Here is a 26,982-nt window from a genome sequence, read left to right on the forward strand (position 1 = left end):
TTTTTGACAAAAACAAGGGTTAAAAACGAAAAGCCAGTCCACCAACGAAGTTAATTCCTTGCACAACGTAATTAACGCTATAAGAGTATTTCTTGTTCAACAGATTGCTTCCTTTGGCATAAATAGAAATTCCTTTATGGAACTCGTATGTTAAACTTACGCCCAGATTATTGACAGCATTTTCTGGGTTGTACTCTGCGTCGACTCTGCTTATGTATTGATAATTTAGCCCTAAGTTCAGCTCGGGAAGAAATTTAGTATCTACTCTGAAATCGAATTGAAACTCTGGTTTAAGAAGCAAATTAATATTCTCGTCCGCATCCCAATTATAGTAAGTACCTTCTGCAGAAACAGCGAAACGGTCTTTGTAGTTATACAACAGCTTACCTCCTACATTAAGGTTACTGGTCTTTTCCTGATAAAAAACATTGTGGTCACGGGCAGGACCTCCTATGTAAAAATCGGTTCTTGGAATGAGGTCGTCTTTCAGTAATTGGTAGCCACCAAAGATGTTGAACCAAAGTCCGCTAACCGGGCTTGCTTTGAAACCAATTTGTGCATTTAGTTGTTCGTACGTATCATCCAACCAACTGGCAGAAACCGCATAAGGACTGACTTCCTCCAACCGGCGGAAATCATTTACAAAACGTTCGCCGGTAGCCTGTGCATACAACACGTATGAATCGGAGAAAAGATAGGATGCTTTCACATCCGGTGATGCTCTGAACGACTTACCACTGCCGGAAGCAAAATCTACATTAGCACCTAAATGCAGTTTAGTGTTTTCGCCATTCCATTCATAATAGGGGGTTGCACGTAAAGCTGTGCGGTTATCATATTTCTTTTCTCCATCGTAAAAGATATTGTCCATCTTTAAAGATACTCCAACAAGTTGTTCATCAGATATATCACCTGCTACATTAGCATGAGTACGTACAATGGTCTCACTATCCGAATTACCATATCTCTTTTTGAACAACAGTAATCCTGTACCTATATCGAAGTGAAGTGCATAAGCATTATCTTTGGATTTTAATCCAACACGTACATCGCCCGATGTGTGGTTTTGATTAGCATACAACGATGCCGGAAGATAGTTGAAGTTGCTTACCCCAAAGTTGCCTTCAAGGTTAAGGTCTATCTTGCCAAACTGATGTAAGTAGTATGCACCTGCCTTTGTGCGATAGAAGCGACTTCTCCATTTGCCATCTTCATCTATCAGGTCAAGCTTTCCGTTCATCCCGTCTACACTAAATGACACGTTCAACCGGTCTTGTGGTGTGGAAAGGAGTAAGTAATTAGCTCTCACATCTAAGTTTCCTCTATTGCCATATCCTAAACGGGCATACCCCTTTGTCGGTTCTTTTTGTACTTCCTTTCCTGTGAAAGCCTCCATAGGTGAACCCGGAATAGAAGTTGCCGGAAAGATTGTTCCGTCATATTCTACCGACTTTGGCGTTACGGTTATCTCATCAACTTTAGGAAGTACATTAATCTTCCGTGCATCCATAATGTTGGGGTTGTACTCTTGCTCTACCACTACTGTACGGTTGAGGGTCGTATCTTTAGGCTGTGTTTGTGCGCTCAATGAAAGAGTGTTTCCACCTATTAGCAGTGCAGCAAACAAAATGGCGCTGCTTTTTTCTATCTTGGCTCTATTAATTTTCATAACTCGTTGTTCTTTAGTTTCTGTAATCTGCTTTCTATCATTTCCTGAATATCGTCTTGTGTTTTGTAGTTTTGCTGCAAACTCAAGAGATATTGGCGGGCATCAAGCTCTTTGCCCGTGGACATGTATACATCAGACAATAATACAAAGCCTCTTGCCAACCAATACATGTGTGGGGTGCTTTGGTCAATGAAATTCAGTAATTCCTTTTCTGCACCGATGTAGTTGCCTGCATCGTACATATATTGAGCTACTAAATATTTTGCTTCGGCTCCTTGTGCAGTACGGGTGTCTTTGGCGAGCACGCGTAGGTCAACAGTTGCTTTCTCGGTTGCTTTTTCTGCGATATAAGCCTTGGCGCGATAATATAAGGCTTCATTGTAAAGTTCCGGCGACAGTTTTGCTTCGGCAAGTAAGTCGGTTGCGCCGTGAATTGTTTCTATATGGTTTCGGGTGAGGTATGCACAACGCAATATACCGGTCTTTGCCAGTAGACGGCGATCGGGTGTTGAGGCTTTCTCTTTCAGCTGTTTGTATGCTACAAGCGCCTCTGAATAACGATATAGGTTGAACAGGACTTCGCTACGCATAATGAGTGCATCTTCGGCAAAAGGGCTGTCGGGGTACTCTAATAATTTCTCCGTGTGCACCAGTACAAGGTCAGATTTGTTTTGTTCCTTAGATATCAGTGTGAGATAGTAGTGAGCATTCAGACTAAAACCTCCTTGTGGAAAGCTTTGCAGGTATTTATTGAAACTTTCTTTTGCCTCTTCTACTCGTCCGCGCATATATACTTTTTCGGCAGCGATGTAGGTTAGTGAATCTTGTTCACTGGCATCGAAACGAATATCACCGGGTAAGGTAGCAGTAAGCTCAACAAAATCATTCACTCGGTTCATATCTATAAAAATAGATTTCAAATCGCGAAGTGCCAGGCGTGCCTCTTCGCTACCCGGATAGTCGGTTACTACTTTCTTATAAGCAGCGATTGCCTTATCGTAATTTCCGTTCTGGTAGTAAAGCAAACCAATCTCGGCAGCAGCTTTTTTACTCAATGGGCTGTTAGGATACTTGTCCAGCAGCTCGCTAAACGATGCAATGGCTTGTTGGTTGTTCTCCATAAGCACATACGAGCGACCTTTTTCGTACATAGCATTCAGTGCGTATGTTGAGGAAGGATATTTACCAAGCAGGCGGTTCAGTAAGGTAATCTTCCCGGCATAATCTTTCTGCAGACCCGAAACCAATGCTAATTGATAGAAGGAATAATCGCCCGCAGTAGTTCCCATTCCTTCTGCCAGCGCATAATATTGCTTGGCATTATCGAATTGACGGGTATGGAAATAGCTATCGGCAATTCGATTATAAGCATCTGCCAACGTTTCTTTATTTGTCTGGGCGGCAAATTTCACATAGCGATCAAACCAAGTACGTGCGCGTTCGTACTCTTTTTGTTGGAAAGCAGTGTAACCCAAATTGTAATGTGCTAAGGCATACATCTCTGTTTCTTTCTGGCTGGTGAGACGTAGATAATCGGTAAAGTTGCGTGTTGCATCTTGCAGCCTATTCAAACGATAATAAGACTCGCCACGCCAGTAACAGGCGTTTGCTTGTGTTTGTACATTATGTCTTCCCAGCACGATGGACTGATCAAAATAAGTTATCGCCTTATCAAAAGAGGCATTAGTGAACGCTTCGGTGCCTAGTTGGAATAGTATTTTCTGCTTGGCTTCCAGTATCTTGTTACTTGGGCGCGCAATACGTTCGATGGAAGTAAGTGCTGCCTCGTAGCTGCGGGTGTTGAGGTAGATTTCCACTAAGTAATTACTTATCTGACTGGTGTATTGCGAATTGGGGAATTCATTAAGGAAGTTTTCAAACACGGTTACCGATTCACCAAAAGCAGAGTAGGAAGTTTCATGAATACAGAGCGCATAGTTGTATGCTGCTTGTTCTTTGATTTGCCGGTTGACATCCGAAGCTGCCGCTTGTTGAAATGCCATGCGTGCTTGATTCTTTTCGGCAAGTTCAAGATACGAAAGTCCCATATGCAGGTAGGCATTCTGACTAAGTGCATCGTTTTCGGTAGTTACTCGCCCAAGTGTTTGAGCGGCTTTGGAGAAGACTCCTGTTTTATAATAAGCAATACCAAGCATATATAAAGCATTACGTTTAGGCGTGGTTTCACTCTTCAAATAAGTTTCGAAGGAAGGAACCGCTTTATGGTATTGCGCCCAATAGTAATAGGCTTCGCCGAGGATGCGATACATTTCGCTGGTATGTTCGTTATTGGAATAGGCCGAAAGGTAGTTTTGTGCTACGATTTCAGCTTTGTCGTATTGCCCCTTCAATAGATAAATTTCCGCTATATAATAAGGAACGAGCGCTTTGTACTTGGGGTGGTTTTGTAAAGGCAGGAAGTCTTTTAAGGCTTCATCATAACTTCCTTGCATATACTGGATGTAGGCAAGGTAATATTGTGCGTCTTCCTGATACGCTCCGCTGGTTGCCTGTAGTGTTCTGAACCAGATGGCAGCTTCTTTTATATTTCCTATCGCCATGTAAGAAACCGCTTTGTTATAGGTCATTTCATCACGTTCATCATTGGCAAGCAAAGAGAGATCCGAAGAATTGAACATTGCCACTGCTTCATCATATTTCTCTTGGAAAAAATAAGTAGAAGCCATTAAAGCATACAATCGATTACTATAAGGCGTATCGGGATACTTCTCCATATAGGTCTCAAGTAGTGTGATACTTTCTTTATCTTTCAACTCATAAGCAGTACAAACCAGCATATATTCCACCTCCATTCGGTAGTTGCTCTCGGGCGTGGTGTTGAGATAGGTTTGTAATAGCGGCATAGCAGCAGCGTAATGTTTTTGCAAAAACAGATCTCTTCCTTCGGTAAACAGTTTCTGTGGCGAAGTTATGCTTTCATTTGCTTGTGCGTGAATCATACAAGGCACACAGCACAGAAGGACAAAGATGAGGTGGGAAAATCTACTCTTCATAGGTGTTCTTTTTTTATTAAGAGGTTGCTCCTTACGGGGCAGATGCGCAAATGTACTTTCTTTTAGGCGATTATTGAGTAAAACAGATTGAGTTTCACAGGTTTTAACGTGGCAGAAGGTTCTTTTCAATAATCATTCGGATGCCTTTTCGGATGGAGGTCAAACCAAAATCATCGGGGTTAATATCCGAAAGTGGTAAGAAGAAAGAATCAGATACATCGTCGTTGGCATCAAGATGATTCGTGTTCTCAACTTCGCACACGAAGAACATATCCACTGTATGTACGTTGAATCCGGAATATGGATAGATATTGGGTAGTGAAAAGAGATAGGTGGTGCGGAGTACTTCCAGCCCGGTTTCTTCGCGCACTTCGCGGATTACACCCTCTTCGGCGGTTTCGTACATATCAATAAAGCCTCCGGGAAGGTCGAGGGTTCCTTTAGCAGGATCTTTAGCCCTGCGGCAAACCAACAGCTCTCCCTGCGCATTCACTATTAACGCTACGGTAGCCGAACAGGAATTGAAGTAATAAACAAAACCACACTTCTCGCATTTCTTAGACTTGTCATTGTGAATGTAGAATTCGGCAGAGCCGCACTTGGGGCAGTACCGAAAGAGGGATAAAGGATGTTCTTCCATAGGTTTTTATTTACAAAAGTAATAAAAAGAATCACTACCTTTGCCAAAAAGCTGAATAGATGTTACACTGGATTCGTTCCCTTTTTACGTTGCTCTTTCCTCGCTACTGTACTGTATGCGATAATATTCTTCGCGGAGATGAGAAACGCCTTTGTCTGAAGTGCGATATAAACCTGCCTCGTACCTATTACCACTTACAAAAAGAGAATAACCTGGAGAAACTTTTCTGGGGGAGAATACCTATTGAACGCGGTACCGCGCTTTTCTTCTATAATCGCGGGAGCGACTACAGAGCCATTTTACATCATTTGAAGTATAAAAACGACCCCGTCATTGGGAGCATTATAGGCGAACAAATGAGCATGGAGTTTGCCGAGTCTGACTTCTTTACAGGTGTCGATGTAATTATTCCTGTTCCCCTACACAGCAAAAAACTGCGTAAGCGCGGTTACAACCAAAGTGAAGAGATAGCAAAAGGTGTGGCACGGGCAACGGGTATTCCGCTGGACACTACTTCTGTGAAACGCGAAAAGGATACCGAAACGCAAACCAAGAAATCTGCGTTTGAGCGTTGGGAGAATGTAAGCGGAATATTTGTGCTTTCGCAACCCGAACAGTTTGTGGGCAAACACATACTGCTTGTAGATGATGTGCTCACTACAGGTGCTACCATTTGTGCGGTTGCCGATGCTTTCAAAGAGGTGGAAGGTCTGAGGTTTAGCGTTTTGACATTGGCGGTGGCACAGCAATAGCAATTTGAATTAGCTGTTATTATAGGCATCGCGTACAATCTCTTCGGGATAATCGAAAAGCTCCAGAATCTTTATCGCGTTCTTTTCGCTTGCAACGCCTTTCTTTATTTTATAATCAAAAGATAAGACATCGCTAGCTACCGACTCATTGAAATAGTATAATTCGTAAGTATCTTGCAGCAAAGCAGCCAGCTCAAGGTCGTGTGTTGAAATGAATACGATATTATTATTCTTTACCAATGCGGCTAGTACTGCTTTGCCTATGGCTATGCGCTCTTTGGTATTTGTTCCTTTGAATGGCTCATCGAGTAAAAACAGATAATTCCCTTGTTGGCTATCTTCAATTAGTTGTTTTACTTGCTCTACTTCGCGCAAGAAGTAGCTTTTGCCTTCCATCAGGTTATCGACTGTATGAATAGCAGAGGCTATCTTCATATCTGTAGGGGTACAAAAGTTTTTAGCAAAACAAGTGTTCAATACATTACCTGTAATCAAGTTTATGCCGATGGTACGGATAAAGCTTGTTTTGCCCGACATGTTGGAGCCCGTTATCAGTACCGATTTCGTTGATACCCTTAGATCATTGCCAATGGCATCGTATATCATTGGGTGATAAACTCCTTCGGCAATTAATTCTTGAGGGTTCTCCGAATAGGTAGGTAAACAGTAGTAGGGAAATGCTTCGCGTAATAGAGAAATGCATCTAAGTAGGTCTAAGCGGGCAACGAACGTAAAAACATCTTTCAACTGTTGTTGCTTGTCTTTCAATAAAACGAATGTACGATTGATGGAGTATGCTTCGGTTAGGAAGAACACATTAAAAAGTTCCGTAAAGAAATAAGCAAGGAGTGCAAGGTCGCTTTCTAAACGGATACTCCACTTAAAGGATTTCAGATGTTTTTGTAGTTCTTTCAAACTACGCAAAGTGGTTTCAATGCTTGGGTTTAGTTGCAGAAATTCTTTTTCGGTAACAAGCTTTTCAGTCACTTCGATTAGCTTCACCAATTGCGGAATAGAAAAGCAATACTCCTGCACTTTTGCTTTGTCTCTGTAATGCAATAGCGCGTTAAGCACCAAAGAAGCGATAAAAAGCAACAACAGAGCTTTAATGTGAAATATGAACATGAGCCCGCACAAAATAAAAGGCACAAAGCGGCAAATAGATAAGAGGCGGAGTCTCTTCTTTGATGGTTGCGGCAATGGCTTAGAAAACAACGTAGGGATATAGTAAGCATCGGAATGATCTAACTTTCCTAATTGTTTATCGAGTAATAATTGCAATGCTTTATCTTCGGATAGCTTGCAGATAAGGCTTTCTTGTTCGCCAACCCAAGAGCGCTTGCTATAATGTAATGTGTGGTATAGATATTGTCGTCCCGGACAAGATTGGGTGTAGTCTGTTCCCCAAAAGAACTCTTCTAGGTCTAAATCTTCTACTGTAGCATCGCTTAACAATGCATTATCAGATTCCTTCTCGGTGTTGTGAAAGAGGGAGATGAGGTGTAAATCCATAATGGTTCTATGTTGACACAAATGTAGTAATATTTGCGAGAAGGAAGCAATACTGTTATCTCTTTTTGTGCCTATAATCAAAAATTACCATTGCTACATGCTCTAGATAAAACTCATTGTGTCTTTTTGACGGCAAAATTACCCTAATGCAACTCTGTTACTTTGTATTTGCTGTCTTTTTGTATTTTATCTGGTTTTGTTTTTTTGTTGCACTTACGACACGATGTGCTCTACAAGCCTCCTGAGAGGGGTACTTTTCAATAGAAAAAGATGTTGTTTTAACCCCCATATCCATGCTCTGTGATGAACTTTTGTACTGCACGTGTGTACCCCTGCCACAACGCTTGTGGCGGGGGTGTGATGTGTTGAGAATAATATGCCTATGGTTCATCTCTTGTTTGCTTATGGCATTTGAGTTGTTTGCTTATGGCTCTTGCTCCGTTTGCTTATACCTCATGGTCGAAGAGCCATAGGCAGAAACCCAAATTCCCTGCTGTTTTTGGGAGCACGCGCAGTTGTCGAAGGTTTTAAGGCAATCTCTGAGGGTTTGACAAAATGATAGTTTGGTAGGAGGGTGGTTTTAGGGGAATGTCCGAAATAGTGGATTGCTTGGGGTGGCAAAGAGTAGCGGCCACAGCTAATTTAAGTTGCGGCCGCTAATAAAAAGAGTGGATATGCGGAATGAACAGAAAGATTGCTGTTACTTCAATTCGAAGGGAACCGTTCCGCGAATGTCTGTAGCCGAGGCGGCAATCACTGCTTCGAACTTACCGGGTTCGGTCACCCACTCGCCTTTAGTATCGTCGTAGAAACTTAATGCTTCTTTGTCGATGGTGAAAGAAACTTCTTTCTTTTCGCCCGGAGCGAGTTTTATTTTCCTGAAACCTTTAAGCTCTTTTACAGGACGAGGCAAGAACGATTTTTTGTCGCTAATATACAACTGTACGATTTCTTGTCCTTCGCGGTCTCCGGTATTTTGGATAGTGACGCTAAAAGTGACGGTTTCATCGATTGACATCGCCTTTTTATCAGCATTAGGTTTGCCGTATTCGAAGGTGGTGTAGCTAAGTCCGTGTCCGAATGGGAACAGTGGCTTAATCTTATTCTTATCCGTCCAGCGATATCCCACAAAGATGCTTTCCTTGTATGTTGCATTAATCGTGTCGTTCCGGCTTGTAGATTTGGCCATCTCTTCTTTGTTGCCCGGGAATTCGCCCAGTTTATGGGCACCCAGATCGTCGAGCTTGGCAGGGAAAGTAAACGGTAGTTTTCCCGATGGATTTGCCTCGCCAACCAATATAGCAGCCAGTGCATTGCCTGCTTCGGAGCCCAAATACCATCCCTGAACAATAGCAGGAACTTCGCCGGCCCATGGCATGGCCACGGCATTGCCCGATATGTTCACAACAATAAGGTTCTTGTTTGCCTTTGCCAATTCGCTGATTACGCGGTCTTGATTGTAGGGAAGTCCAAGCTCGTGGCGGTCCGAATCCTCGCAATCCTGATGCGCGCTTTTATTCAATCCACCCACAAAGATTACATAGTCTGCACTCTTCGCTACTTCTACAGCCTCGGCCAGAAGCTCGTCGAACGTGCGGTTGTCGTTCAAATCCTGTCCGGTTACTACGCCGTTGTAGTCTCCGCTGGGATCGCCCACATATCCGCGGGCATACACAACTTCGGCCTTCGTGCCTACTTTTTCCCTGATTCCATCGAGTGGAGATGTCTCGTGTCTCACTTTTAGTGACGAGCTTCCGCCTCCTACGGTCATCATCTTAATGGCATTCTCGCCGATTACGGCAATTTTCTGTGTGCGGTCGAGGTCGATGGGAAGCACTCCGCCTTTGTTTTGCAATAATACAATACCTTCTTCTGCAATCTTCCGGCCGGCCAGATTATGCTCGGGCGAATTGAGAGAGCCCATTGGTTTCTCTTTATTCATCGCAGTGCGGAAGCCCAGACGAAGTACCCGGCGCACTTTATCGTCCAGTTCTTTGGTCGAGAACTCGCCGGATTCGATTAGTTTGAGGTATGGCATTGCCAGATAGTAATAATCGTACGCGTTGCTTGCACCGCGGGCCAGGCCATCGGTCCACGATCCGAACTCCAGATCAAGACCGTTTGTAATTGCCTGGCGAGTGTCGTGTGTACCGCCCCAGTCGGAAACCACCGCCCCGTCGAACTTCCACTCACCTTTCAGAATATCATTCAATAGATATTGGTTGTGGCATGCGTGCTCGTTTTTATAAAGGTTGTACGAGCCCATGATGCTCCATGTTTTACCTTCGCAGACAGCCGCTTTGAAAGCCGGCAAATAGATCTCGTACAGTGCGCGATCGTCCAGAATTACGTTGGTTGTGTGGCGATTTGTCTCGTGGTTATTCAGTGCGTAGTGTTTCACGCATGTGGCCACTCCGTTTTGCTGTACACCCTTGATGTATGGAACTACCATACGTGCCGCCAGAAACGGATCTTCGCCCATGTACTCGAAGTTGCGTCCATTCAGCGGGCTGCGGTAGATGTTGACTCCCGGCCCCAGCAGAATGTCTTTTTCGCGATAGCGTGCTTCTTCGCCGATGGATTTTCCATATAATAACGACATGTCTTCGCTCCAGGTAGCCGCTAAACAGGTTAGCGCCGGAAAGGCCATACACGAGTCGTTTGTCCATCCTGCCTGATCCCATTCGTCCCATAATACTTCGGGACGGATGCCGTGTGGGCCGTCGGTAGTCCATAATTCGGGTATTCCCAGGCGTGGTACTCCTGCCGAGCTGAATTTAGACTGTGCGTGAATGATTTGCACCTTTTCTTTAGTAGTCATGCGTTTCAACGCATCTTCTACTCTCTCTTCGATAGGCTTTTTGTCGTTCAAATAGACCGGAACCTCTTGTGCAAAGGCGGTGGTGGCTATAAACGACAGTCCTAATACAATTTGTTTAATCTTCATGGTTCTTAGTTTGTCTTTAGTCCTAAAGCTTCAATATAGTCTTTTTGTATTACGCAATTCTTGAACTTGCTGGCTTCTACGAAGTCCATCATGGCCTTGCGTGCTATTTGCTGATTGGGGCGTGCGTCGCGTATTTCTTTGTATGTTCCGCGGGGCGCCTCGGCAAATTGCATGATGATATTCCAGTTCTCGGGTGGTGTAATTCCAAGGAAGCTCGATCCATCGGCCTTTTTGTAGGGCCAGAAAGTCCATCCTATGTTGTTTTCCTCCATGGTTTGGCAGAATTTAGCCATCCATTCGTTGCTGTTGTGCCCTATCTCGCCCATATACATGGGGAGGTTCACGCTGTCGCGGAAGGCGATAAAGCTTGTGATTGCTTCCTTTGTGGGTTCTCCACCGTACCGGTGACAAGTGTACATGATCTTATCGTCGAATGTAGAGTCCTTGAAAGGTTTGAAGTTGCTGTTCCACTGCGATCCTCCGAGTAGGATGATGTGGTTTTGGTCTACTTCGCGTATGGCTGCTACTCCTATCTTGTACACAGCTTCCAGTTTCCCGTTCAGTTCTTCCATGTTCTCGAAATAGGGAGCGATAGGTTCGTTGAAGAGTTCGTAGCCCAGAATAACGGGTTCGTTTTTGTAATAGTCGGCTATGCGTTTCCAGATATCAGCGTATAATGCCTGACTGGTTTCGCTTTCGAAGAGCCAGGGGTATCCGTAGCTGTCGTCGATGTTATCGCCGGTTTGTCCGCCGGGAGCATCGTGCATATCGAGTATGAGATAGAGCCCTTCTTCGCGGCACCATTTTACTACCGAATCAACACGTGCAAATCCGTCTTGGTTTACGGTAAGTCCCATGTAATCTTCATCTGTGAACGACTTGTAGTGGAACGGCAAACGGATGGTGTTGCTACCCGTCCGGCGGATAAACGCCACATCCTCGCGAGTGATATAGTTGTCTTTAAAGGCACGCCAGAAGTCGGCTGTGAAATCGGGCCCCACCATTTCGCAGAACATATCATTGATGAACCGCGCCGAGTTGGCTTTGCCGAATTTGAACATATACCCTTCGGGATTGAGCCAGTTGCCCAGGTTTGTTCCCTTGATAAATAGTTTACTTCCATCGGGTGCAATCAAATCATGCCCGTTGATAGTTACAAATTGGGCGGAGGAGGTTTGTTCCGCCTGTGGATTTGTGTTGCAGCTCCCCAACAATATCACGATGAGTGCTGCCAGAATAAATTTGTGTTTCATTGTTACGTTATTAATAATTTGAACCCTGCAAATCTCTCAAATAATCTTTGAGTAACGGGCAGGGTTCACTACTTCATGAATACGTCAAGTGCCTATAAATTGTATGTTTGTTGTCTTTTTGCCAGTGAATTGGCAAAATTGTGCCAACGCACTGGCACTACTGTGCATAAACACTGGCACGACAGTGCCAACGCGTTGGCATAACTTACCGAATGTATGTAGCAGCAGAATTCAACACGAAGGTCAAAGCATTTAGAGCACAGTTCGAGTTGATCCGATATTCCACACCTCGCGGAGAGCGTTTTATGGGGGGTAAACAAAAAGAGGCTCGCTGTGTGCGAACCTCTTTTTGCTCTTCCTCTTGGACTTGAACCAAGGACCCTCTGATTAACAGTCAGATGCTCTAACCGACTGAGCTAAGGAAGAATATACATTCTTGATTTTGCTCTTCCTCTTGGACTTGAACCAAGGACCCTCTGATTAACAGTCAGATGCTCTAACCGACTGAGCTAAGGAAGAATCTTTCTCAAATGCGATGCAAAAGTAATAGGATATTTTGAAATATGCAATATCTTTGCAGAAAAAAATAGAAGATGGACAAAATACTGGGAATGGGGAACGCCCTTGTTGATGTGCTTGTGAAGCTGGATAACGATAGACTCCTCCAAGAAATGGACCTTCCAAAAGGAAGTATGCAGCTTATTGACGAAGAAAAGTTCCTACAAATAAAGCGGCAATTCAACCAGATGGAGACCTTCCTCGCAACCGGAGGTTCGGCAGGTAACACCATTCTTGGATTGGCAGAACTGAATGCTTCCACCGGTTTTATCGGTAAAGTGGGTAACGATGAATACGGACAATTCTATCGCGACAATCTTGCTAAACACGATATTGAAGACAAACTGTTGCTTGCTCCTTCGCTACCCTCGGGCATTGCCTCCACATTTATATCGCCCGATGGCGAACGTACTTTTGGAACTTTTCTTGGTGCAGCTTCTGCGCTTAAAGCCGAAGACTTGTCGTTAGAAATGTTCAAAGATTACTCCTATTTTTATATAGAGGGTTATTTGGTGCAAGATCATGACATGATACTACACGCTATTGAACTGGCAAAAGAAGCAGGTTTACAAGTTTGTTTAGACATGTCAAGCTACAACATTGTAGCGAGCGAACTCGAATTCTTTACACTCCTTATTAATAAATACGTGGACATTCTCTTTGCTAACGAAGAAGAAGCACGCGCTTATACCGGTGAAGAACCGGAACAAGCATTGGAGTTGCTGTCGAAAATGTGTAGTATCGTTATTCTGAAACTGGGAAGTAAAGGTTCGTGCATACGTAAAGGAACAGAAACGGTCCACGTTATGCCATATCAACGGAATAATGTAACAGATACTACCGGTGCAGGCGACTACTATGCGTCGGGGTTCCTCTATGGGCTTACCTCGGGCTCTTCGTTAGAGAAGTGCGCAAAGATAGGTTCATTACTTTCGGGACACGTCATTCAATACATCGGTGCAAAGATTCCTGATGATTGCTGGAATGAAATAAAGTTAAATATTAACGAAATACTCTCCGAGTAACCAAGTATAGGCTACTTTTACAAGAACAATCAAAATAGCGTAGGTTATGAAAAAGGTATTCAACACACAAAAAGCAACCATTCTCTGTGTGTTACTTGCAGGGGTATTATTCTTTAGCTTTCTGAAGAGCGACCGTCGAAGCTTTCAGCTGGCAAAAAATATTGAGGTATTCAATGCTATCGTGAAGGAGCTGGATATGTTCTACGTAGATACACTTGACCCGAACAAGACTGTGCAAGCAGGAATTGATGCGATGTTGATGTCGCTCGACCCCTATACCAATTATTTCCCCGAAGAGAATCAAAGCGAACTGGAGCAAATGCTTAGAGGCTCGTATGGTGGTATTGGCTCATTGATTAGTTACAATCGTAAACTAAAACATACCGTTATTGCCGAACCCTACGAAGGTATGCCTGCGCAACTCATAGGACTTAAAGCAGGAGATGTCATCCTAGAAATAGACGGTAAGGATATGACCGGACAAACAACTACTGTAGTAAGCGAAAATCTTCGTGGAGAAGTAAATACCAGTTTTAACCTAAAGGTAGAAAGACCGGGTGTAGAAAAGCCGATTGATTTTACCATTGTACGTAAGTCTATTCAGTTGCCTACTGTTCCATATTACGGAAGCATGGAGGGTAATGTTGGCTATATTAACCTGAATAGTTTCTCGGGTAATCCCTCAAAGGAGTTCAAAGAAGCCTTTTTGGATTTGAAAAAGAATAAACAGATTCAATCTCTAGTCATAGACCTGCGTGGAAATGGTGGTGGATTATTGGACGAAGCCATTGAAATCGTCAACTTCTTTGTACCTCGCGGGAAGACAATCGTAACCACTAAAGGAAAATTGAAACAAGCCAGCAATACGTATAAAACACGTCGTGAACCTATTGACACAGAGATTCCTATTGCTATACTGGTAGATGGTGGCACGGCATCCTCTTCGGAAATCCTTGCCGGAGCATTGCAAGATTTAGATCGTGCGGTAATTGTAGGTACGCGTACTTTTGGTAAAGGGTTGGTACAGGTGCCACGCGCGTTACCCTACGGAGGAACATTAAAGGTAACCACCTCTAAGTATTACATTCCAAGTGGTCGTTGTGTACAAGCCATCGATTATGCTCAGCGCGACGAAGAAGGAAACCTCAGTCGCATACCCGATAGCTTGACCACTGTATTTCATACGGAAGCCGGTCGGCTTGTACGTGATGGTGGAGGCATAACCCCCGATATTACGGTTAATAAAACAAAGTTCCCCAATATCCTTTATTATTTGCTTAATGACAACTTAATCTTTGATTACGCCACAAAGTATGCAATGAACCATCCTACGATAGCTCCTGCCGAATCATTTGAACTAACGGAAGCTAACTACAATGATTTCAAGACCTTGGTGAAGAACTCTGATTTCAAGTACGACCAACAAAGTGAAAAGCTATTCAAAGCATTGAAGGAAGCAGCCGAATTTGAAGGTTATCTGACTGATGGGCAGGAAGAATTTGCCGCTTTGGAAAAAAAGCTATCGCACAATCTTGATAAAGACCTCGATTACTTTGCTAAAGATATCAAGATGCTGCTTTGCAATGAAATTGTGAAGCGTTACTATTATCAACGCGGCGCAATCATTCAACAATTAAAGGATGACAACGACTTGAAGGAAGCATTGAACATACTCAATGCGCTCGAAGAGTATAAGAAAGTATTAAGTGTAGCAAAAAACTAAGAAACTGTTTTGCTAAAGAAAAAACAAAGGCATCCTATAATAATTATTCTGTGGAAATTCAAAACAGTTTCTAAATACTGGGGTTGTTGCTGTTGATTAACTCAATCAACTTGTCGACCGCCTCTGCTTCAGGGATATTTTTCTCTACACAAACTTTTCCTTTATACAGGCTAACCTTGCCTCGTCCTGCGCCAACATAGCCATAGTCGGCATCTGCCATCTCGCCAGGACCATTTACGATACAACCCATGATAGCAATCTTTAAGTTCTTCAGGTGGGCGGTAGCGGCTTTCACGCGAGCAATAGATTCTTGAAGATTAAAGAGCGTTCTTCCGCAGCCGGGGCAGGAGATATACTCTGTTTTGCTGGTGCGGATTCGTCCGGCTTGCAAAATACCAAATGCTGTAGCATCTACCAGCGAGGGGGGGAGTACACCTTTATTATATACGAATAAACCATCGCAGAAACCGTCGAAGATAAGTGCTCCCACATCTGCTGCCGATTTTATCTGGAGGTTTTCCGCATTGTCTTCGTTGTAGTATTGGAAAAACACAACCGGATTCGTAATGTTTTCTTTAAGGAAGTAATGTAGTAACGCGCGATGTTCGCCTAAGTGGTTGGGCTGTATGGTTTGTGCGATAACTACAATCTCGGGGTGTTTCTTTAAACAAGCAAGGATAGCATGATTTAGCTTCATGCAGGGAAGAAACAAGAACTTCAGCTCGGCAGGGTAGGCATCGATGGCATCTATCTGGGTGTAGTTAAAGGCAGGCCAGGTGTTGGGAGTTTCGTCCCATACTTCCATATCGACAATGTATTGTTGGTCTGGAAGACGTTCAATGCCGTAGTTGCGGGCAACATAAATATAATCGGGGGTAAATTGCGCATTGATTTCCATGTTGCCATCCATGCGACCGGAAATAACAATAGGCAAGTGACTGCCACCAACGTTTGCAACGGGAGTGGTAACACGCCGTTGTGGAGAGATATAATCAAACTCCTCTGCCACTGTACCGGGGATGAATGGATGTCCTTCACGCTCCAGTACATAATCAACTAACTTGCGAGCTACAGGGATTTCCGCTTCGGGTTCTTCGCTAAGAGATACACGGATGGTATCACCCAATCCATCGGCCAGTAAAGCGCCAATACCAAGTGCTGATTTAATCCTGCCATCTTCGCCATCGCCGGCTTCGGTTACTCCAAGATGAAGCGGAAAGTACATGCCTTCTTGCTCCATGACCTGTACCAATAAGCGAACTGTTTTCACCATTACAACAGTATTGGAGGCTTTGATAGAAAGCACCACATCAGTAAACTCTTCGGCTACGCAAATGCGAAGAAACTCCATGCACGACTCCACCATACCTTCAGGGGTATCACCATAGCGAGACATGATTCGATCGGACAATGATCCGTGGTTTACTCCAATGCGGATAGCGGTGTGGTTCGCTTTGCAGATAGTAAGAAAAGGAATAAAACGTTCGCGGATTTTCTGTAGCTCGGCTGCATATTCGGCATCAGTATAATCCAGGTTCTTGAAGGTTCGTGCCGCGTCTACGTAGTTGCCCGGATTGATGCGAACCTTCTCGGCATAGAGAGCGGCAACGTCGGCTACCTTAGGATTAAAGTGTACATCGGCAACCAACGGAACAGTATAACCACTGCTCCGTAAGCCAATGTTGATATTCTTTAGGTTTTCTGCCTCTTTTATTCCTTGCGTAGTGAGTCTAACATATTCGCCGCCGGCATCGACAATTCGTTTTGCCTGTGCCACACTGGCATCGGTATCTTGTGTGGAAGTATTGGTCATAGATTGAATCCTGATAGGATTATCTCCCCCAAGCGCTGCTCCTCCAATGTGAACAACGGATGCTTTTCGGCGCGAATAGTTAAACAAATCCATCAATTTACTTTATAAGTGTACTTAACGTCTTTCAAATCTTCGTTGGCTTTCACTATCTTCTTTTTCAACCCCTCTTTGTAAGCTATGAACTTGGCTTTGAGTGTTGCGTCACTTAACGAAAGCATTTGTACAGCCAGAATACCGGCATTGAGTGCTCCGTTGATACCTACTGTAGCAACAGGAATACCCGGAGGCATTTGCACAATAGCCAACAACGCGTCTATCCCATCGAGTGATGCCTTGATAGGCACACCAATTACAGGAAGCGGTGTGGAAGCAGCAATTACACCCGGCAAATGCGCAGCCATACCAGCAGCGGCAATAATTACTTTGATGCCACGTGTATGGGCGTTTTTGGCAAACTCTTCAACGGCTTCGGGCGTGCGATGCGCCGACAAAGCGTTCATTTCAAAAGGAACTTGTAGTTCGTCTAGAAACTGAGCAGCCTTTTCCATAACCGGAAGGTCGGAAGTACTGCCCATGATAATGCTAACAACTGGTTCCATTATTTATCCGTTGATGATTTCTTTGTAAGCTTCGGCAGTCAACAGTTCTGCTACGTCGGCAGAGTTAGCCGGACGAACCTTAATAATCCAACCTTCTCCGTAAGGATCGTTGTTTACTAGTTCGGGGTTATCTTCGATAGCTTCGTTGAATTCGATGATTTCGCCGGAGATAGGCAAAAAGAGGTCGGAAACAGTTTTAACTACTTCGATTGTTCCGAATACTTCGCCGGCATCTAAGGTTTCGCCCACTGTAGGTACGTCAACAAACACAATGTCGCCAAGTTGCTCTTGTGCATAATCTGTAATGCCGATATAGGCTACATCACCTTCCAAGCGAAGCCATTCGTGTTCGCTGGTGTACTTCAAATTTTCTACAATTTTCATGATCTACTGTTTTAGAGTTACTATATTAGATTAAAAGAATAACCTGAGGAATGGGCTGTGAATTGGGTCTAATATTATTGTAGAACAACCAAATCCGATGAGAAATCCAAAAAACACTTCTCCGAAACTGTGTCTGCCCGAGATGATACGTGCAGAACCCAGCATGCCGGTTATCAGGATTAAAATACAAAGCCACCATACAGGATTGTATCCAAACTGCATACTAAACGAAATCAATCCCCCTACAACCATGCCCGCACCGCCCATGTGCTCGCTTAACCGCCATTTAAGGTTGGCAAGAAAGAAAATAACCATAACAAGCAGCCCCGTAAAGATAATGCTAACCATATACCAGGGGATGCGTAGCTTCAACATCATTACCAAACAAAATAAATAAGAAACGATTGTGAGTAAGAAAGGGTAATAGCGTCTTCGCCTTTCGCCAAGCTCTGCCGAAGTTATTTTATTGAGTTTTTGAAACAGGTAAATAGTAAATGTTGGCATCAAAATAGTGAAACAAAAGATGATTCCAAGTACTATTAGCTTATATTGTTGCGGCATAATGCGTAGATACGAGAAGGTAAACAACACAAAGAATGCTACAAATGGAATAGTGAATGGTGTGAATAGTGCCGAAATTGTTTTCGACACAACTATCAATCCGCTTTTTGTGGTTGTTTGTTTCTCCATAACGTTACTTATTTGCGCAAGCGAGCTACCGGAATATTTAACTGTTGACGATACTTCGCTACGGTACGTCGTGCAATGGGGTATCCCTTTTCTTTGAGTATTTCCGCCAATTCATCGTCGGTAAGTGGCGATTTTTTGTCTTCGTTTTCAATACATTCTTTGAGGATGTTGCGTATCAGGCGAACGGACATCTCTTCGCCGTCTTCGGTTACATAACCATCGCTAAAGAAGAATTTGAGTGAATATACACCATAGTTTGTTTGCGCGTACTTACTGTTACTTACGCGTGATATGGTGGAAATGTCCAATCCGGTAAGTTCCGCTATATCTTTCAAAATCATAGGACGCAACAATGATTCGTCTCCTTCAAGGAAGAAAGGGCGTTGCAACTGCACAATGGCTTGCATGGTTTTCATCAACGTGTTCTGTCGTTGCTTAACCGCATCAATAAAACCTTGTGCCGCGTCCATTTTTTGTTTAAGGAATAATATGGCATCACGTGCTTCGCGATTTTGATTGGCTTTGTTCTTACTTTGCTCTTCCAGCATAAGTCTGAAGTCTTTACTCATGCGCAATTCGGGCACATTACGGTTGTTCAAACTGATGCTGATAATACCTTCGTCGGTAGTTTCGACAATGAAATCAGGAATTATTTGTTGCATACTCCGCCCCATGGCTTCGCCAAGCGAACTTCCCGGACGAGGATTTAAGCGTGTGATATCGGTTATTGCTTCTTCAAATTCCTCATCGGAGAGGCTTAACTTTTGCTTGATTTTATCCCAATGCTTACGGGTAAATTCTTCGTAACACTTGGTGAGAATTTCTTCTTCAATGCTTTTCAATGGAGAGTTTTCTTTTCGTGCTATCTGTATCAATAAACATTCCTGCAAATTGCGGGCACCTAAGCCGGGTGGGTCGAAGTCTTGTATTATTTTGAGCACCTCTTCCAATTCCTTTTCGCTGGTGCTGATACCTACATAAATAGCCAGATCGTCGGAAATGCTATCAAGTGATTTACGCAACAATCCATCATCATCAAGCGAGCCAATCAGGTATTCTGCCAGTTCGCGTTGATGTTCACTAATCGCTAATTCGCCAAGTTGTTCCTTGAGTTTTTCATAAAAGGAGATTGATTCAGAGAAGGGGATATCTGCTACCTTGTCATCTTTGGACCGATTGTTTTCTTGCAGCTTATAGTCAGGAATGTCATCTTCGGTAAGATAGTCGCTCAGAGAATCATAATCACCCCCTTCATCTTCGAGTGGAGATTCTATTTCGGTTAAGTTTTCTTCTGTAGATTCTTCCTTGCCTTCTTCCAGTGCCGGATTTTCCAATAATTCGGCATGAATGCGGTCTTCCAACTCCACAGCAGGAAGCTCCAACAGTTTCACTGCCAGAATTTGCTGAGGCGACAGCGTTTGTATTTGCTGCTGCGACTGAGTTTGTATTTGACGCGACCCTTGTGCCATTATAGCGTTTATTGCGTTACAAATGTAACCATTTGCTTTGAAATACATAATCAGATTTAAGGATATTTGCTGGGAATGGGGTTGAAGAAGTATAAGGAAAAAGCAGAGGGTACTTGTTGCAAGACCAAATATACCCTCCAAATGTAGTTTCTCGAAATAGGTCTTCACCTTCACAAAACGCTGTAACTAAATGAGAACGAACAGGTTACTTGTGAAGACCCCCTTTTTTTACCTTCACAGGGTTTTTACAGAGATTTTTGAACTTCTTTTTGCCGCAAAACGGAGTCCAAAACGATGCAAAATGAAGTCCGAAATGAAGCAAAACGGAGTCCAAAACCACACAGCCTAAAATGTTTGTTTCAAATGCCATAGTATTTTAACTCCAGCCCGCAGACTGAAAATAAGTTCCGTCAACAGGTCGGATGGGTTCTCTTTTTTGTTTCACAAAAGCCACTAAAGCGTATTCTGAAGGAGTTTTTAGCAAACAGGGCGCAAAAAGCATTTAATTTATTTGGATAATTAAATTCTCGTTCCTATCTTTGCACCGCTTTTTAACGAAAGCACTACATGTTTGTCCTATGGTGTAATGGTAGCACAACAGTTTTTGGTTCTGTTTGTCTAGGTTCGAATCCTGGTAGGACAACAAATAAAAATCGCCCGATATCTTCATTGATATCGGGCGATTTTTATTTTAATGGTCACTTAATTTTTTGCATTGAAAGATTCTGACGCTGCATTGGTTGGCCTGTTTTCAAAGTTGGCGGAATTAATTCCTCTATAGGCTGACCAGTCACGAGCCATAAGCTGACGAACCATCTGCCATAGGCGCACGGAGCATGAGCCTATGGCAGACGACGCACGAGCCATAGGCTGACAGGACGTGAGACTATGGCTGACAAGTGCATTTAACTAAGAGCTTTAAGTAATCTTTTTTCTGACTGATTTTTACTTCACTTCTGACTGTGTTTTGCTTCACTTTTGACTGTGTTTTTACCACAAAGGCAGTCAGAAAATTGCTGTGAAGACCCTGTGAAGGATTAAATAGGGGGTCTTCACACGCAACTTGCTTACTATCACTCGCTTACAGCGATATGTGAATGTGAAGACCTATTTGCTAAAACTACATTTGGAATGTATATTAAGCCGTTGGGTTGGTAAAATATGCACTAATTAATTCCGCCAACGGATTAGTTTATTAGGATCTTTAGGTAGTGTGCTTCAATACACTATAAAAGAAGATAGAACAAGAAAAGGCTTAACTACTTAGCTGAGTCTTTCTTGTTTGAATATTTTGAATGAAAAAGAAACGGTCAACCGGATTTGGAGATAAAAAACAAAACGGTCAACCAATTATAGTTTTAAATGTTAAACCTGTCAACCAAAGATAGGGATAAAGACAAAAATAGACAACCAAAATTAGGTTACTACACTTGCTGTTTTTCTCAAAAGGTTTACCTTGTTGAGAATTTATTCTCAACAAGGCGAGTATTTGTTCTCAACGTGGTGAGAATTTCTTCTATGTGTGATGAATTAAAAAGGCTGTATCCTCAAATAAAAAAGGGTTTAACTACTTAAACACCAACACCCCTGCCGTCGGTATCTCTTTTTTGCCAATCAGCACTTGTGCTCCTGTCGGTAAATCAAACGTATATGGTTTATCCGAGTAGTTCAGTACTATACAGAATCCATTGCGATACTCTAGCGTAACACCATACGGCAAATTCATTACCGGAATATTTAAGCGGGCATATAATTGTTTCAATACATCTGCTTCCAAATCTCCGTTAGAAGAATCGACTCCTACGTATGTAACCGTACCTTTGCCAAGTTTGCTGAATGTAATAGCGGGAGTACCGGCATAATATTCTTCCTGATAGGTAGCCCATGTTTCTGCTCCTGCGGCAGGTATTAATATTTCGCCCCATGTATTCCATGTGTACGGCTTGCCATTCATTTGTACCATACCCGGGTCGTGTGGTAATAATAAATCAAAGAAATCCAATTTATTGCACGCTACCTTATCTATTACAGAACGAAAAGGTGCTTCTAATAATCGTCCGAAACGGTCTTTATGTCCTGTGCGACAGGTCAGTACAAGGTTCCCTCCTTGCTCTACATACTTCTCCCAACGTTTTACCAGTGCTTCATCCACCAATTGATAAGCAGGAACAATAACCACTGGGTAGTCATTCAGTTCTTTGTCTTCGGTAATAAAATCTACCGGTGCTCCAAAACTTTTCAACGAACGATAATACTTATCAATGTGCTGCTCAGTATTCCATGTGCGGTTTTGTTTCTGCTTGTCAATACTCCAAGCATTTTCGTGGTTGCAAAGGATAGCGGTTTTGCGCGCCACATAATCCGCCGGCTTTTCCTCACGCGGTGCATAGTGCTTGCGCAACAATTTTATCTCATTGATGAATTGTTGATATTCACGTCCGCCATCGGTAACTGTTACCCCGTCAGTTCCTACAATACCATAGTGATATTGTTCCGTTCCATAGAGTGGTTGTCTGAAACGATAGGCGCAAACAAAGTCACTACCTCCTGCAAATACACTCCACATCCACAATCTTACAGCGCCCGGAAGCGGTTGTGGATTAATACTTCCCCAGTTTACCTGCCCCGGTTGAAGTTCCATAACTCCGTATGTTCCTTGTATCGGGCGAAAGAAATCGTTTGCCTTGGCAATTCGTAGCGGATTCCCTACGCGATATCCTCTACGACCAATGCCTTCGTTGTCACCATACACCATGTAACGTGTGTAACTTTGGAAATCGAGTGCCGAACTGCCACCGATATGTCCTTCGTCATAATTGGGAATGTAGTTGGTGGTAATCCATTGGTTACGGGCATATTTCTTGATGAGCAAAGCTTGTTCGTTCAAGAAATCGTTGGTTTGGCTTGCTGCAAAGCGGCGGTAGTCCAATATCTGATGGTGATTCATAAACAACTGCTTGGTGCGAGGAAGTTTTATTTCGTCGAACGAGGCATACACCTGACTCCAAAAAGTGGTTCCCCAAGCATTGTTTAACTCCTCAATACGACTGTATTTCTTGCGCAGGAAGTCGCGGAAACCAAGTTCCGCTGCCGGGTTGAAGTCAAATTGTACTTCGGGTTCATTATCGAGCTGCCAACCCACAATACGTTTGTCATTTCCATAGTGTTGTGCTAGCTTCTCTATCATCTTGAAAGAGAGCTCGCGATAGAGTGGCGATGCAAAAGAGGCATGCTGGCGGGCACCATGTTCGCGTATGGTACCATCTTCATACTTCACGAGTATTTCGGGATATTTACGACTCATCCACACAGGTGGCGTAGCTGTAGAGGTGCACATCACTACTTTTAAGTTGTACTTAGCAGCTAATGCCACAGCGCGGTCTAACCAATCAAAATCATATTTCCCCTCTTCAGGCTCTAATTGTGCCCAGGCAAATTCGGCAAAGTGGGTAAACTCAAATCCCAGATCGCGCATTTGCTTGAAGTCTCGTTCCCATTGGTTCTCGTTCCAATGCTCGGGATAGTAATATACTCCGGTCAACGTGAGGTCTTTATCATTAAACCAAGTGGTTTGCGCAAAAGTTGCGACAGTAAAAAGTAAGAGTAGTGGCGTGAGTAAATGTTTCATGGCGTTATTGTATTTTATTTGTACTACAAATGTAAGTTATTACAAGCGTAAATCATTCTTTCATTCGTGCAAATAACTGGAATAAAGTATCAAAAGGCTTTAATTTTGTACAACAATAGTCATATATCCTAATTCTAAATCGTTTTTGTGTCGTTATTCGTTTTCTTTTAGTATTTTTGCTTCGTGTACGCAAACGTATTATTAATCAATAAGAAATATTGGGCATGAAAACAAATTATGAAATTCGTTATGCTGCGCATCCACAAGATGCAAAAAGCTATGACACAAAGAGAATTCGCAAAGACTTTTTGATTGAAAATGTATTCACCGACAATGAAGTGAATATGGTATATTCCATGTACGACCGCATGGTAGTAGGTGGAGCCAAACCAGTTGGCGAAGTATTAAAACTTGAAGCCATCGATCCGTTAAAAGCACCATTCTTCTTGACTCGTCGCGAAATGGGTATTTACAATGTGGGTGGTCCTGGTATCGTAAAAGCAGGCGATAGCGTATATGAGCTCAACTTCAAAGAAGCATTATATTTAGGCTCGGGCGATCGTGAAGTTACTTTCGAAAGCAAAGATGCCTCAAAACCGGCTAAGTTCTACTTCAACTCGTTAACAGCACATCGCAACTATCCCGACAAAAAGATTACAAAAGCCGATGCTATCGTGGCAGAAATGGGATCATTGGATGGATCTAACCACCGCAACATCAACAAAATGATTGTAAATCAGGTATTGCCTACCTGTCAGCTTCAAATGGGTATGACCGAATTGGCTGTTGGTAGCGTGTGGAACACAATGCCTGCTCATGTTCACTCTCGTAGAATGGAAGCTTACTTCTATTTCGAAGTACCCGAAGAACATGCAGTATGCCACTTTATGGGCGAAGTAGATGAAACACGTCACGTATGGATGAAGAACGACCAAGCCGTATTATCGCCCGAATGGTCTATTCACTCGGCAGCCGCTACACACAATTATACCTTTATTTGGGGTATGGGTGGCGAGAACCTTGATTACGGTGACCAAGACTTCTCATTAATAACAGATTTGAAATAATTCATTAACAACAATATTTATGGTAAATTTTTCTCTTGAAGGTAAAGTTGCACTTGTAACAGGTGCTTCTTACGGTATTGGCTTTGCTATTGCCAGTGGCTATGCCAAAGCAGGTGCAACAATCGTGTTTAACGATATTAACCAAGAACTTGTAAACAAAGGGTTGGCTGCTTATGAGGCAGAAGGCATTAAAGCACATGGCTATGTGTGTGATGTAACAAACGAAGACCAGGTAAACGCAGTTATCGCACAGATTGAGAAAGAAGTAGGTGCTGTTGATATTTTGGTAAACAACGCAGGTATCATCAAACGTATTCCAATGCACGAAATGAAAGCTGCGGAGTTCCGTCAAGTAATTGATATAGACTTGAATGGCCCATTTATTATGGCAAAAGCAGTACTTCCGTCTATGATGAAGAAAGGTGCCGGAAAGATTATTAACATCTGCTCTATGATGAGCGAATTGGGTCGCGAAACTGTTTCGGCTTATGCGGCTGCCAAAGGTGGTTTGAAAATGTTGACACGTAACATCGCTTCTGAGTATGGCGAGTACAACATACAGTGTAATGGTCTTGGACCGGGTTATATTGCCACTCCACAAACAGCTCCATTGAGAGAAAAGCAAGCTGACGGATCGCGTCATCCGTTCGACCAATTTATTATTGCAAAGACTCCGGCTGCCCGTTGGGGAAATCCGGAAGACTTGGTAGGTCCTGCTGTATTCTTGGCTTCGGAAGCATCTAACTTTGTAAACGGTCATGTATTATATGTAGATGGCGGTATTCTTGCTTATATCGGTAAACAACCTTGATAATATCCAATGAAAAATATTATTAGTTTATTTATCCTTGCTTTCCTCTTTGCATCTTGCAATGAAAGCAAAACGGTTACAGTTACGGTTTCTAATACTCTTCCTATCGATAGAGTGAACGAAATGGTAGAAGTGCCAATGAACGAGGTGGTTACCTTGTTGCAGCTTGCCTCTCACGAGCAGTTTGTTGTAAACGATGCCGAGGGCAAAGAAGTTGCTTATCAGGTTACTGCCGGTGAGCAGTTGATTTTCCCTGTGGCTGTTGCTGCCAACGGTACCGCAACCTACACCATTCAAAAAGGTACTCCTGCAGATGTGCAAGTGATTGCTTGTGGGAAACACTACCCCGAACGTGTAGACGATATTGCTTGGGAGAATGATTTAGTTGCTTTCCGCGCGTATGGTCCTGCTCTGCAATATAAAGGCGAAAAAGCTTACGGTTACGATGTGTGGAACAAGTACAACACCAGCGAACCAGTTGTTGAAGCGCGCTACGCTATGGAACTTAATCCCGAAACTGTGGCACAGATTGATAGCTTGAAAAAGGTAAATCCGGATGCGGCCGCACAGTTGTATGCTTCTGTTTCATATCATGTAGACCATGGCAACGGAATGGACTGCTATAAAGTAGGTCCTACGTTGGGTGGTGGAACAGCGGCGTTGATGGTCGATGGAAACATTATCTATCCATACTGTTATAAGAATTTTGAGATTCTGGATAACGGACCGCTGCGTTTTACAGTGAAGTTGGAGTACAATCCGCTAACGGTAAAGGATAACAGTAATGTAATTGAAACACGCACCATCTCATTGGATGCAGGTTCGCACATGAACAAAGTTGTTCTTTCGTATGCTGGTTTGAATGAAGCAACCGATGTAGCTACCGGTCTTGTATTGCACGAACCCGATGGTGTTGCTGTTCTTAAAGCAGAGGCAGGTGCTGGTTATATAACTTATGTAGATCCAACCGATAACGCTGCTGCTGGAAATGGTAAAATCTTTGTTGGAGCCGCTTTCCCTAACAGCGTAAAGGAAGCTAAAGCCTTGTATTTCTCTAAAGAAGAGAGAGAAAAGGAGAGGGGTGGTGCCGACGGTCATGTATTGGCTATTAGCGAGTATACTCCGGGAAGTGAATATACCTATTACTTTGGTTCGGCCTGGAGTAAGGCAGCCATTAGCGAGATTACTGCTTGGAACGACTACGTAGCCGATTTTGCGAAGAAAGTACGCAATCCGTTGAGCGTAACAATCAAGTAAGCAATTTTTCTATATAAATAAAGAGAGGGTGTGTCAAAACGAAGAGATTGACACACCCTCTTTCTTTTTTATATTATATCTGCAAGCAGAAGGCTGAAAGCCTGACATATTTTGCCTGGGGTAAAACCCCAGGACAGTGACTACAACAAGCAAAAAGTTCTGAAAGAACGG

General features: G+C 43.2%; 18 protein-coding genes and 3 tRNA genes. 7 read left to right on the top strand and 14 right to left on the bottom strand.

Annotated features, from left to right (window positions below):
* Nucleotides 1-19: 19 nt before the first annotated feature.
* From D0T50_RS10260 to D0T50_RS10270, 3 genes are all read right to left on the bottom strand, one after another.
* Nucleotides 20-1,669, bottom strand: a complete 1,650-nt coding sequence (locus tag D0T50_RS10260; protein ID WP_239058249.1) for a TonB-dependent receptor — start codon at nt 1,667-1,669, stop codon at nt 20-22.
* Nucleotides 1,666-4,683 (bottom strand): tetratricopeptide repeat protein, encoded by a 3,018-nt coding sequence (locus D0T50_RS10265; protein ID WP_163223441.1) that lies wholly within the window; start codon nt 4,681-4,683, stop codon nt 1,666-1,668. Before D0T50_RS10265 ends, D0T50_RS10260 begins: the two co-directional genes overlap by 4 nt.
* A 103-nt stretch (nt 4,684-4,786) precedes the next feature.
* A complete protein-coding gene (locus D0T50_RS10270; protein ID WP_163223442.1) occupies nt 4,787-5,323 on the bottom strand; it encodes an NUDIX domain-containing protein in 537 nt (178 codons plus the stop codon).
* Nucleotides 5,324-5,382: 59 nt separating this feature from the next.
* Between D0T50_RS10270 and D0T50_RS10275 the strand changes: the two genes are divergently transcribed.
* On the top strand, nt 5,383-6,075 hold the full coding sequence (locus D0T50_RS10275; RefSeq protein ID WP_163223443.1) for a ComF family protein: 693 nt from the start codon (nt 5,383-5,385) through the stop codon (nt 6,073-6,075).
* 9 nt (nt 6,076-6,084) lie between these two features.
* On the opposite strand, the gene D0T50_RS10280 is transcribed toward D0T50_RS10275, so the two are convergent.
* From D0T50_RS10280 to D0T50_RS10300, 5 genes are all read right to left on the bottom strand, one after another.
* Nucleotides 6,085-7,587 carry a hypothetical protein gene (locus D0T50_RS10280; RefSeq protein ID WP_163223444.1) on the bottom strand — a complete coding sequence of 501 codons (1,503 nt, stop codon included), beginning with the start codon at nt 7,585-7,587 and terminating at the stop codon, nt 6,085-6,087.
* 700 nt (nt 7,588-8,287) lie between these two features.
* Nucleotides 8,288-10,534 (bottom strand): glycoside hydrolase family 3 C-terminal domain-containing protein, encoded by a 2,247-nt coding sequence (locus D0T50_RS10285; protein ID WP_163223445.1) that lies wholly within the window; start codon nt 10,532-10,534, stop codon nt 8,288-8,290.
* Nucleotides 10,535-10,539: 5 nt separating this feature from the next.
* Nucleotides 10,540-11,787: a glycoside hydrolase family 5 protein gene (locus D0T50_RS10290; protein WP_163223446.1), complete on the bottom strand. Its 1,248-nt coding sequence runs from the start codon at nt 11,785-11,787 to the stop codon at nt 10,540-10,542.
* Between the two features lie 352 nt (nt 11,788-12,139).
* Nucleotides 12,140-12,213 (bottom strand) — tRNA-Asn (locus D0T50_RS10295).
* Nucleotides 12,214-12,232: 19 nt separating this feature from the next.
* Nucleotides 12,233-12,306, bottom strand: a tRNA-Asn gene (locus D0T50_RS10300).
* A 74-nt stretch (nt 12,307-12,380) separates the two neighbouring features.
* Here D0T50_RS10300 and D0T50_RS10305 point away from each other — a divergent pair.
* Together D0T50_RS10305 and D0T50_RS10310 are read left to right on the top strand one after the other, a co-directional pair.
* The gene (locus D0T50_RS10305; RefSeq protein ID WP_163223447.1) at nt 12,381-13,370 is read left to right on the top strand and encodes an adenosine kinase; all 990 of its coding nucleotides are present in this window, start codon (nt 12,381-12,383) and stop codon (nt 13,368-13,370) included.
* Nucleotides 13,371-13,416: 46 nt separating this feature from the next.
* On the top strand, nt 13,417-15,093 hold the full coding sequence (locus tag D0T50_RS10310) for a S41 family peptidase (RefSeq protein WP_163223448.1): 1,677 nt from the start codon (nt 13,417-13,419) through the stop codon (nt 15,091-15,093).
* A 70-nt stretch (nt 15,094-15,163) separates the two neighbouring features.
* Here the strand turns inward: D0T50_RS10310 and D0T50_RS10315 are convergent, their stop codons facing one another.
* Genes D0T50_RS10315 through rpoN form a run of 5 tightly spaced genes read right to left on the bottom strand, consistent with a single transcriptional unit; the run spans nt 15,164 to nt 20,048 of the window.
* On the bottom strand, nt 15,164-16,999 hold the full coding sequence (locus D0T50_RS10315) for a 4-hydroxy-3-methylbut-2-en-1-yl diphosphate synthase (RefSeq protein ID WP_163223449.1): 1,836 nt from the start codon (nt 16,997-16,999) through the stop codon (nt 15,164-15,166).
* Nucleotides 16,999-17,505: a 5-(carboxyamino)imidazole ribonucleotide mutase gene (gene purE, locus D0T50_RS10320; protein WP_163223450.1), complete on the bottom strand. Its 507-nt coding sequence runs from the start codon at nt 17,503-17,505 to the stop codon at nt 16,999-17,001. Before purE ends, D0T50_RS10315 begins: the two co-directional genes overlap by 1 nt.
* Nucleotides 17,506-17,508: 3 nt before the next feature.
* On the bottom strand, nt 17,509-17,889 hold the full coding sequence (gene gcvH / locus D0T50_RS10325) for a glycine cleavage system protein GcvH (protein WP_163223451.1): 381 nt from the start codon (nt 17,887-17,889) through the stop codon (nt 17,509-17,511).
* A gap of 30 nt (nt 17,890-17,919) precedes the next feature.
* Nucleotides 17,920-18,579 carry a hypothetical protein gene (locus D0T50_RS10330; protein ID WP_163223452.1) on the bottom strand — a complete coding sequence of 220 codons (660 nt, stop codon included), beginning with the start codon at nt 18,577-18,579 and terminating at the stop codon, nt 17,920-17,922.
* A gap of 8 nt (nt 18,580-18,587) precedes the next feature.
* The gene (gene rpoN / locus D0T50_RS10335) at nt 18,588-20,048 is read right to left on the bottom strand and encodes an RNA polymerase factor sigma-54 (protein WP_163223453.1); all 1,461 of its coding nucleotides are present in this window, start codon (nt 20,046-20,048) and stop codon (nt 18,588-18,590) included.
* A 572-nt stretch (nt 20,049-20,620) separates the two neighbouring features.
* Between rpoN and D0T50_RS10340 the strand changes: the two genes are divergently transcribed.
* Nucleotides 20,621-20,691 (top strand) — tRNA-Gln (locus D0T50_RS10340).
* 924 nt (nt 20,692-21,615) lie between these two features.
* Here D0T50_RS10340 and D0T50_RS10345 read toward each other — a convergent pair.
* A complete protein-coding gene (locus D0T50_RS10345; protein ID WP_163223454.1) occupies nt 21,616-23,676 on the bottom strand; it encodes a beta-galactosidase in 2,061 nt (686 codons plus the stop codon).
* A 224-nt stretch (nt 23,677-23,900) separates the two neighbouring features.
* Between D0T50_RS10345 and kduI the strand changes: the two genes are divergently transcribed.
* Genes kduI through D0T50_RS10360 form a run of 3 tightly spaced genes read left to right on the top strand, consistent with a single transcriptional unit; the run spans nt 23,901 to nt 26,811 of the window.
* The gene (kduI, locus tag D0T50_RS10350; RefSeq protein ID WP_163223455.1) at nt 23,901-24,743 is read left to right on the top strand and encodes a 5-dehydro-4-deoxy-D-glucuronate isomerase; all 843 of its coding nucleotides are present in this window, start codon (nt 23,901-23,903) and stop codon (nt 24,741-24,743) included.
* A 19-nt stretch (nt 24,744-24,762) separates the two neighbouring features.
* Complete coding sequence (locus tag D0T50_RS10355; protein ID WP_163223456.1) at nt 24,763-25,554, top strand: gluconate 5-dehydrogenase; 792 nt, start codon at nt 24,763-24,765, stop codon at nt 25,552-25,554.
* A gap of 9 nt (nt 25,555-25,563) precedes the next feature.
* Entirely contained in the window at nt 25,564-26,811 is a 1,248-nt protein-coding gene (locus D0T50_RS10360) for a DUF4861 domain-containing protein (protein ID WP_163223457.1), read from the top strand.
* The last annotated feature ends 171 nt before the right edge of the window (nt 26,812-26,982 follow it).

Origin of the sequence: Bacteroides sp. 214, from assembly GCF_010501015.1 — a bacterium.
GTDB lineage: Bacteria > Bacteroidota > Bacteroidia > Bacteroidales > Bacteroidaceae > Bacteroides.

Coding starts and splice junctions, on each gene's coding strand:
- D0T50_RS10260 (WP_239058249.1), bottom strand. CDS start 1,669: ATGAAAATTAATAGAGCCAAGATAGAAAAAAGCAGCGCCATTTTGTTT.
- D0T50_RS10265 (WP_163223441.1), bottom strand. CDS start 4,683: ATGAAGAGTAGATTTTCCCACCTCATCTTTGTCCTTCTGTGCTGTGTG.
- D0T50_RS10270 (WP_163223442.1), bottom strand. CDS start 5,323: ATGGAAGAACATCCTTTATCCCTCTTTCGGTACTGCCCCAAGTGCGGC.
- D0T50_RS10275 (WP_163223443.1), top strand. CDS start 5,383: ATGTTACACTGGATTCGTTCCCTTTTTACGTTGCTCTTTCCTCGCTAC.
- D0T50_RS10280 (WP_163223444.1), bottom strand. CDS start 7,587: ATGGATTTACACCTCATCTCCCTCTTTCACAACACCGAGAAGGAATCT.
- D0T50_RS10285 (WP_163223445.1), bottom strand. CDS start 10,534: ATGAAGATTAAACAAATTGTATTAGGACTGTCGTTTATAGCCACCACC.
- D0T50_RS10290 (WP_163223446.1), bottom strand. CDS start 11,787: ATGAAACACAAATTTATTCTGGCAGCACTCATCGTGATATTGTTGGGG.
- D0T50_RS10305 (WP_163223447.1), top strand. CDS start 12,381: ATGGACAAAATACTGGGAATGGGGAACGCCCTTGTTGATGTGCTTGTG.
- D0T50_RS10310 (WP_163223448.1), top strand. CDS start 13,417: ATGAAAAAGGTATTCAACACACAAAAAGCAACCATTCTCTGTGTGTTA.
- D0T50_RS10315 (WP_163223449.1), bottom strand. CDS start 16,999: ATGGATTTGTTTAACTATTCGCGCCGAAAAGCATCCGTTGTTCACATT.
- purE (WP_163223450.1), bottom strand. CDS start 17,505: ATGGAACCAGTTGTTAGCATTATCATGGGCAGTACTTCCGACCTTCCG.
- gcvH (WP_163223451.1), bottom strand. CDS start 17,889: ATGAAAATTGTAGAAAATTTGAAGTACACCAGCGAACACGAATGGCTT.
- D0T50_RS10330 (WP_163223452.1), bottom strand. CDS start 18,579: ATGGAGAAACAAACAACCACAAAAAGCGGATTGATAGTTGTGTCGAAA.
- rpoN (WP_163223453.1), bottom strand. CDS start 20,048: ATGGCACAAGGGTCGCGTCAAATACAAACTCAGTCGCAGCAGCAAATA.
- D0T50_RS10345 (WP_163223454.1), bottom strand. CDS start 23,676: ATGAAACATTTACTCACGCCACTACTCTTACTTTTTACTGTCGCAACT.
- kduI (WP_163223455.1), top strand. CDS start 23,901: ATGAAAACAAATTATGAAATTCGTTATGCTGCGCATCCACAAGATGCA.
- D0T50_RS10355 (WP_163223456.1), top strand. CDS start 24,763: ATGGTAAATTTTTCTCTTGAAGGTAAAGTTGCACTTGTAACAGGTGCT.
- D0T50_RS10360 (WP_163223457.1), top strand. CDS start 25,564: ATGAAAAATATTATTAGTTTATTTATCCTTGCTTTCCTCTTTGCATCT.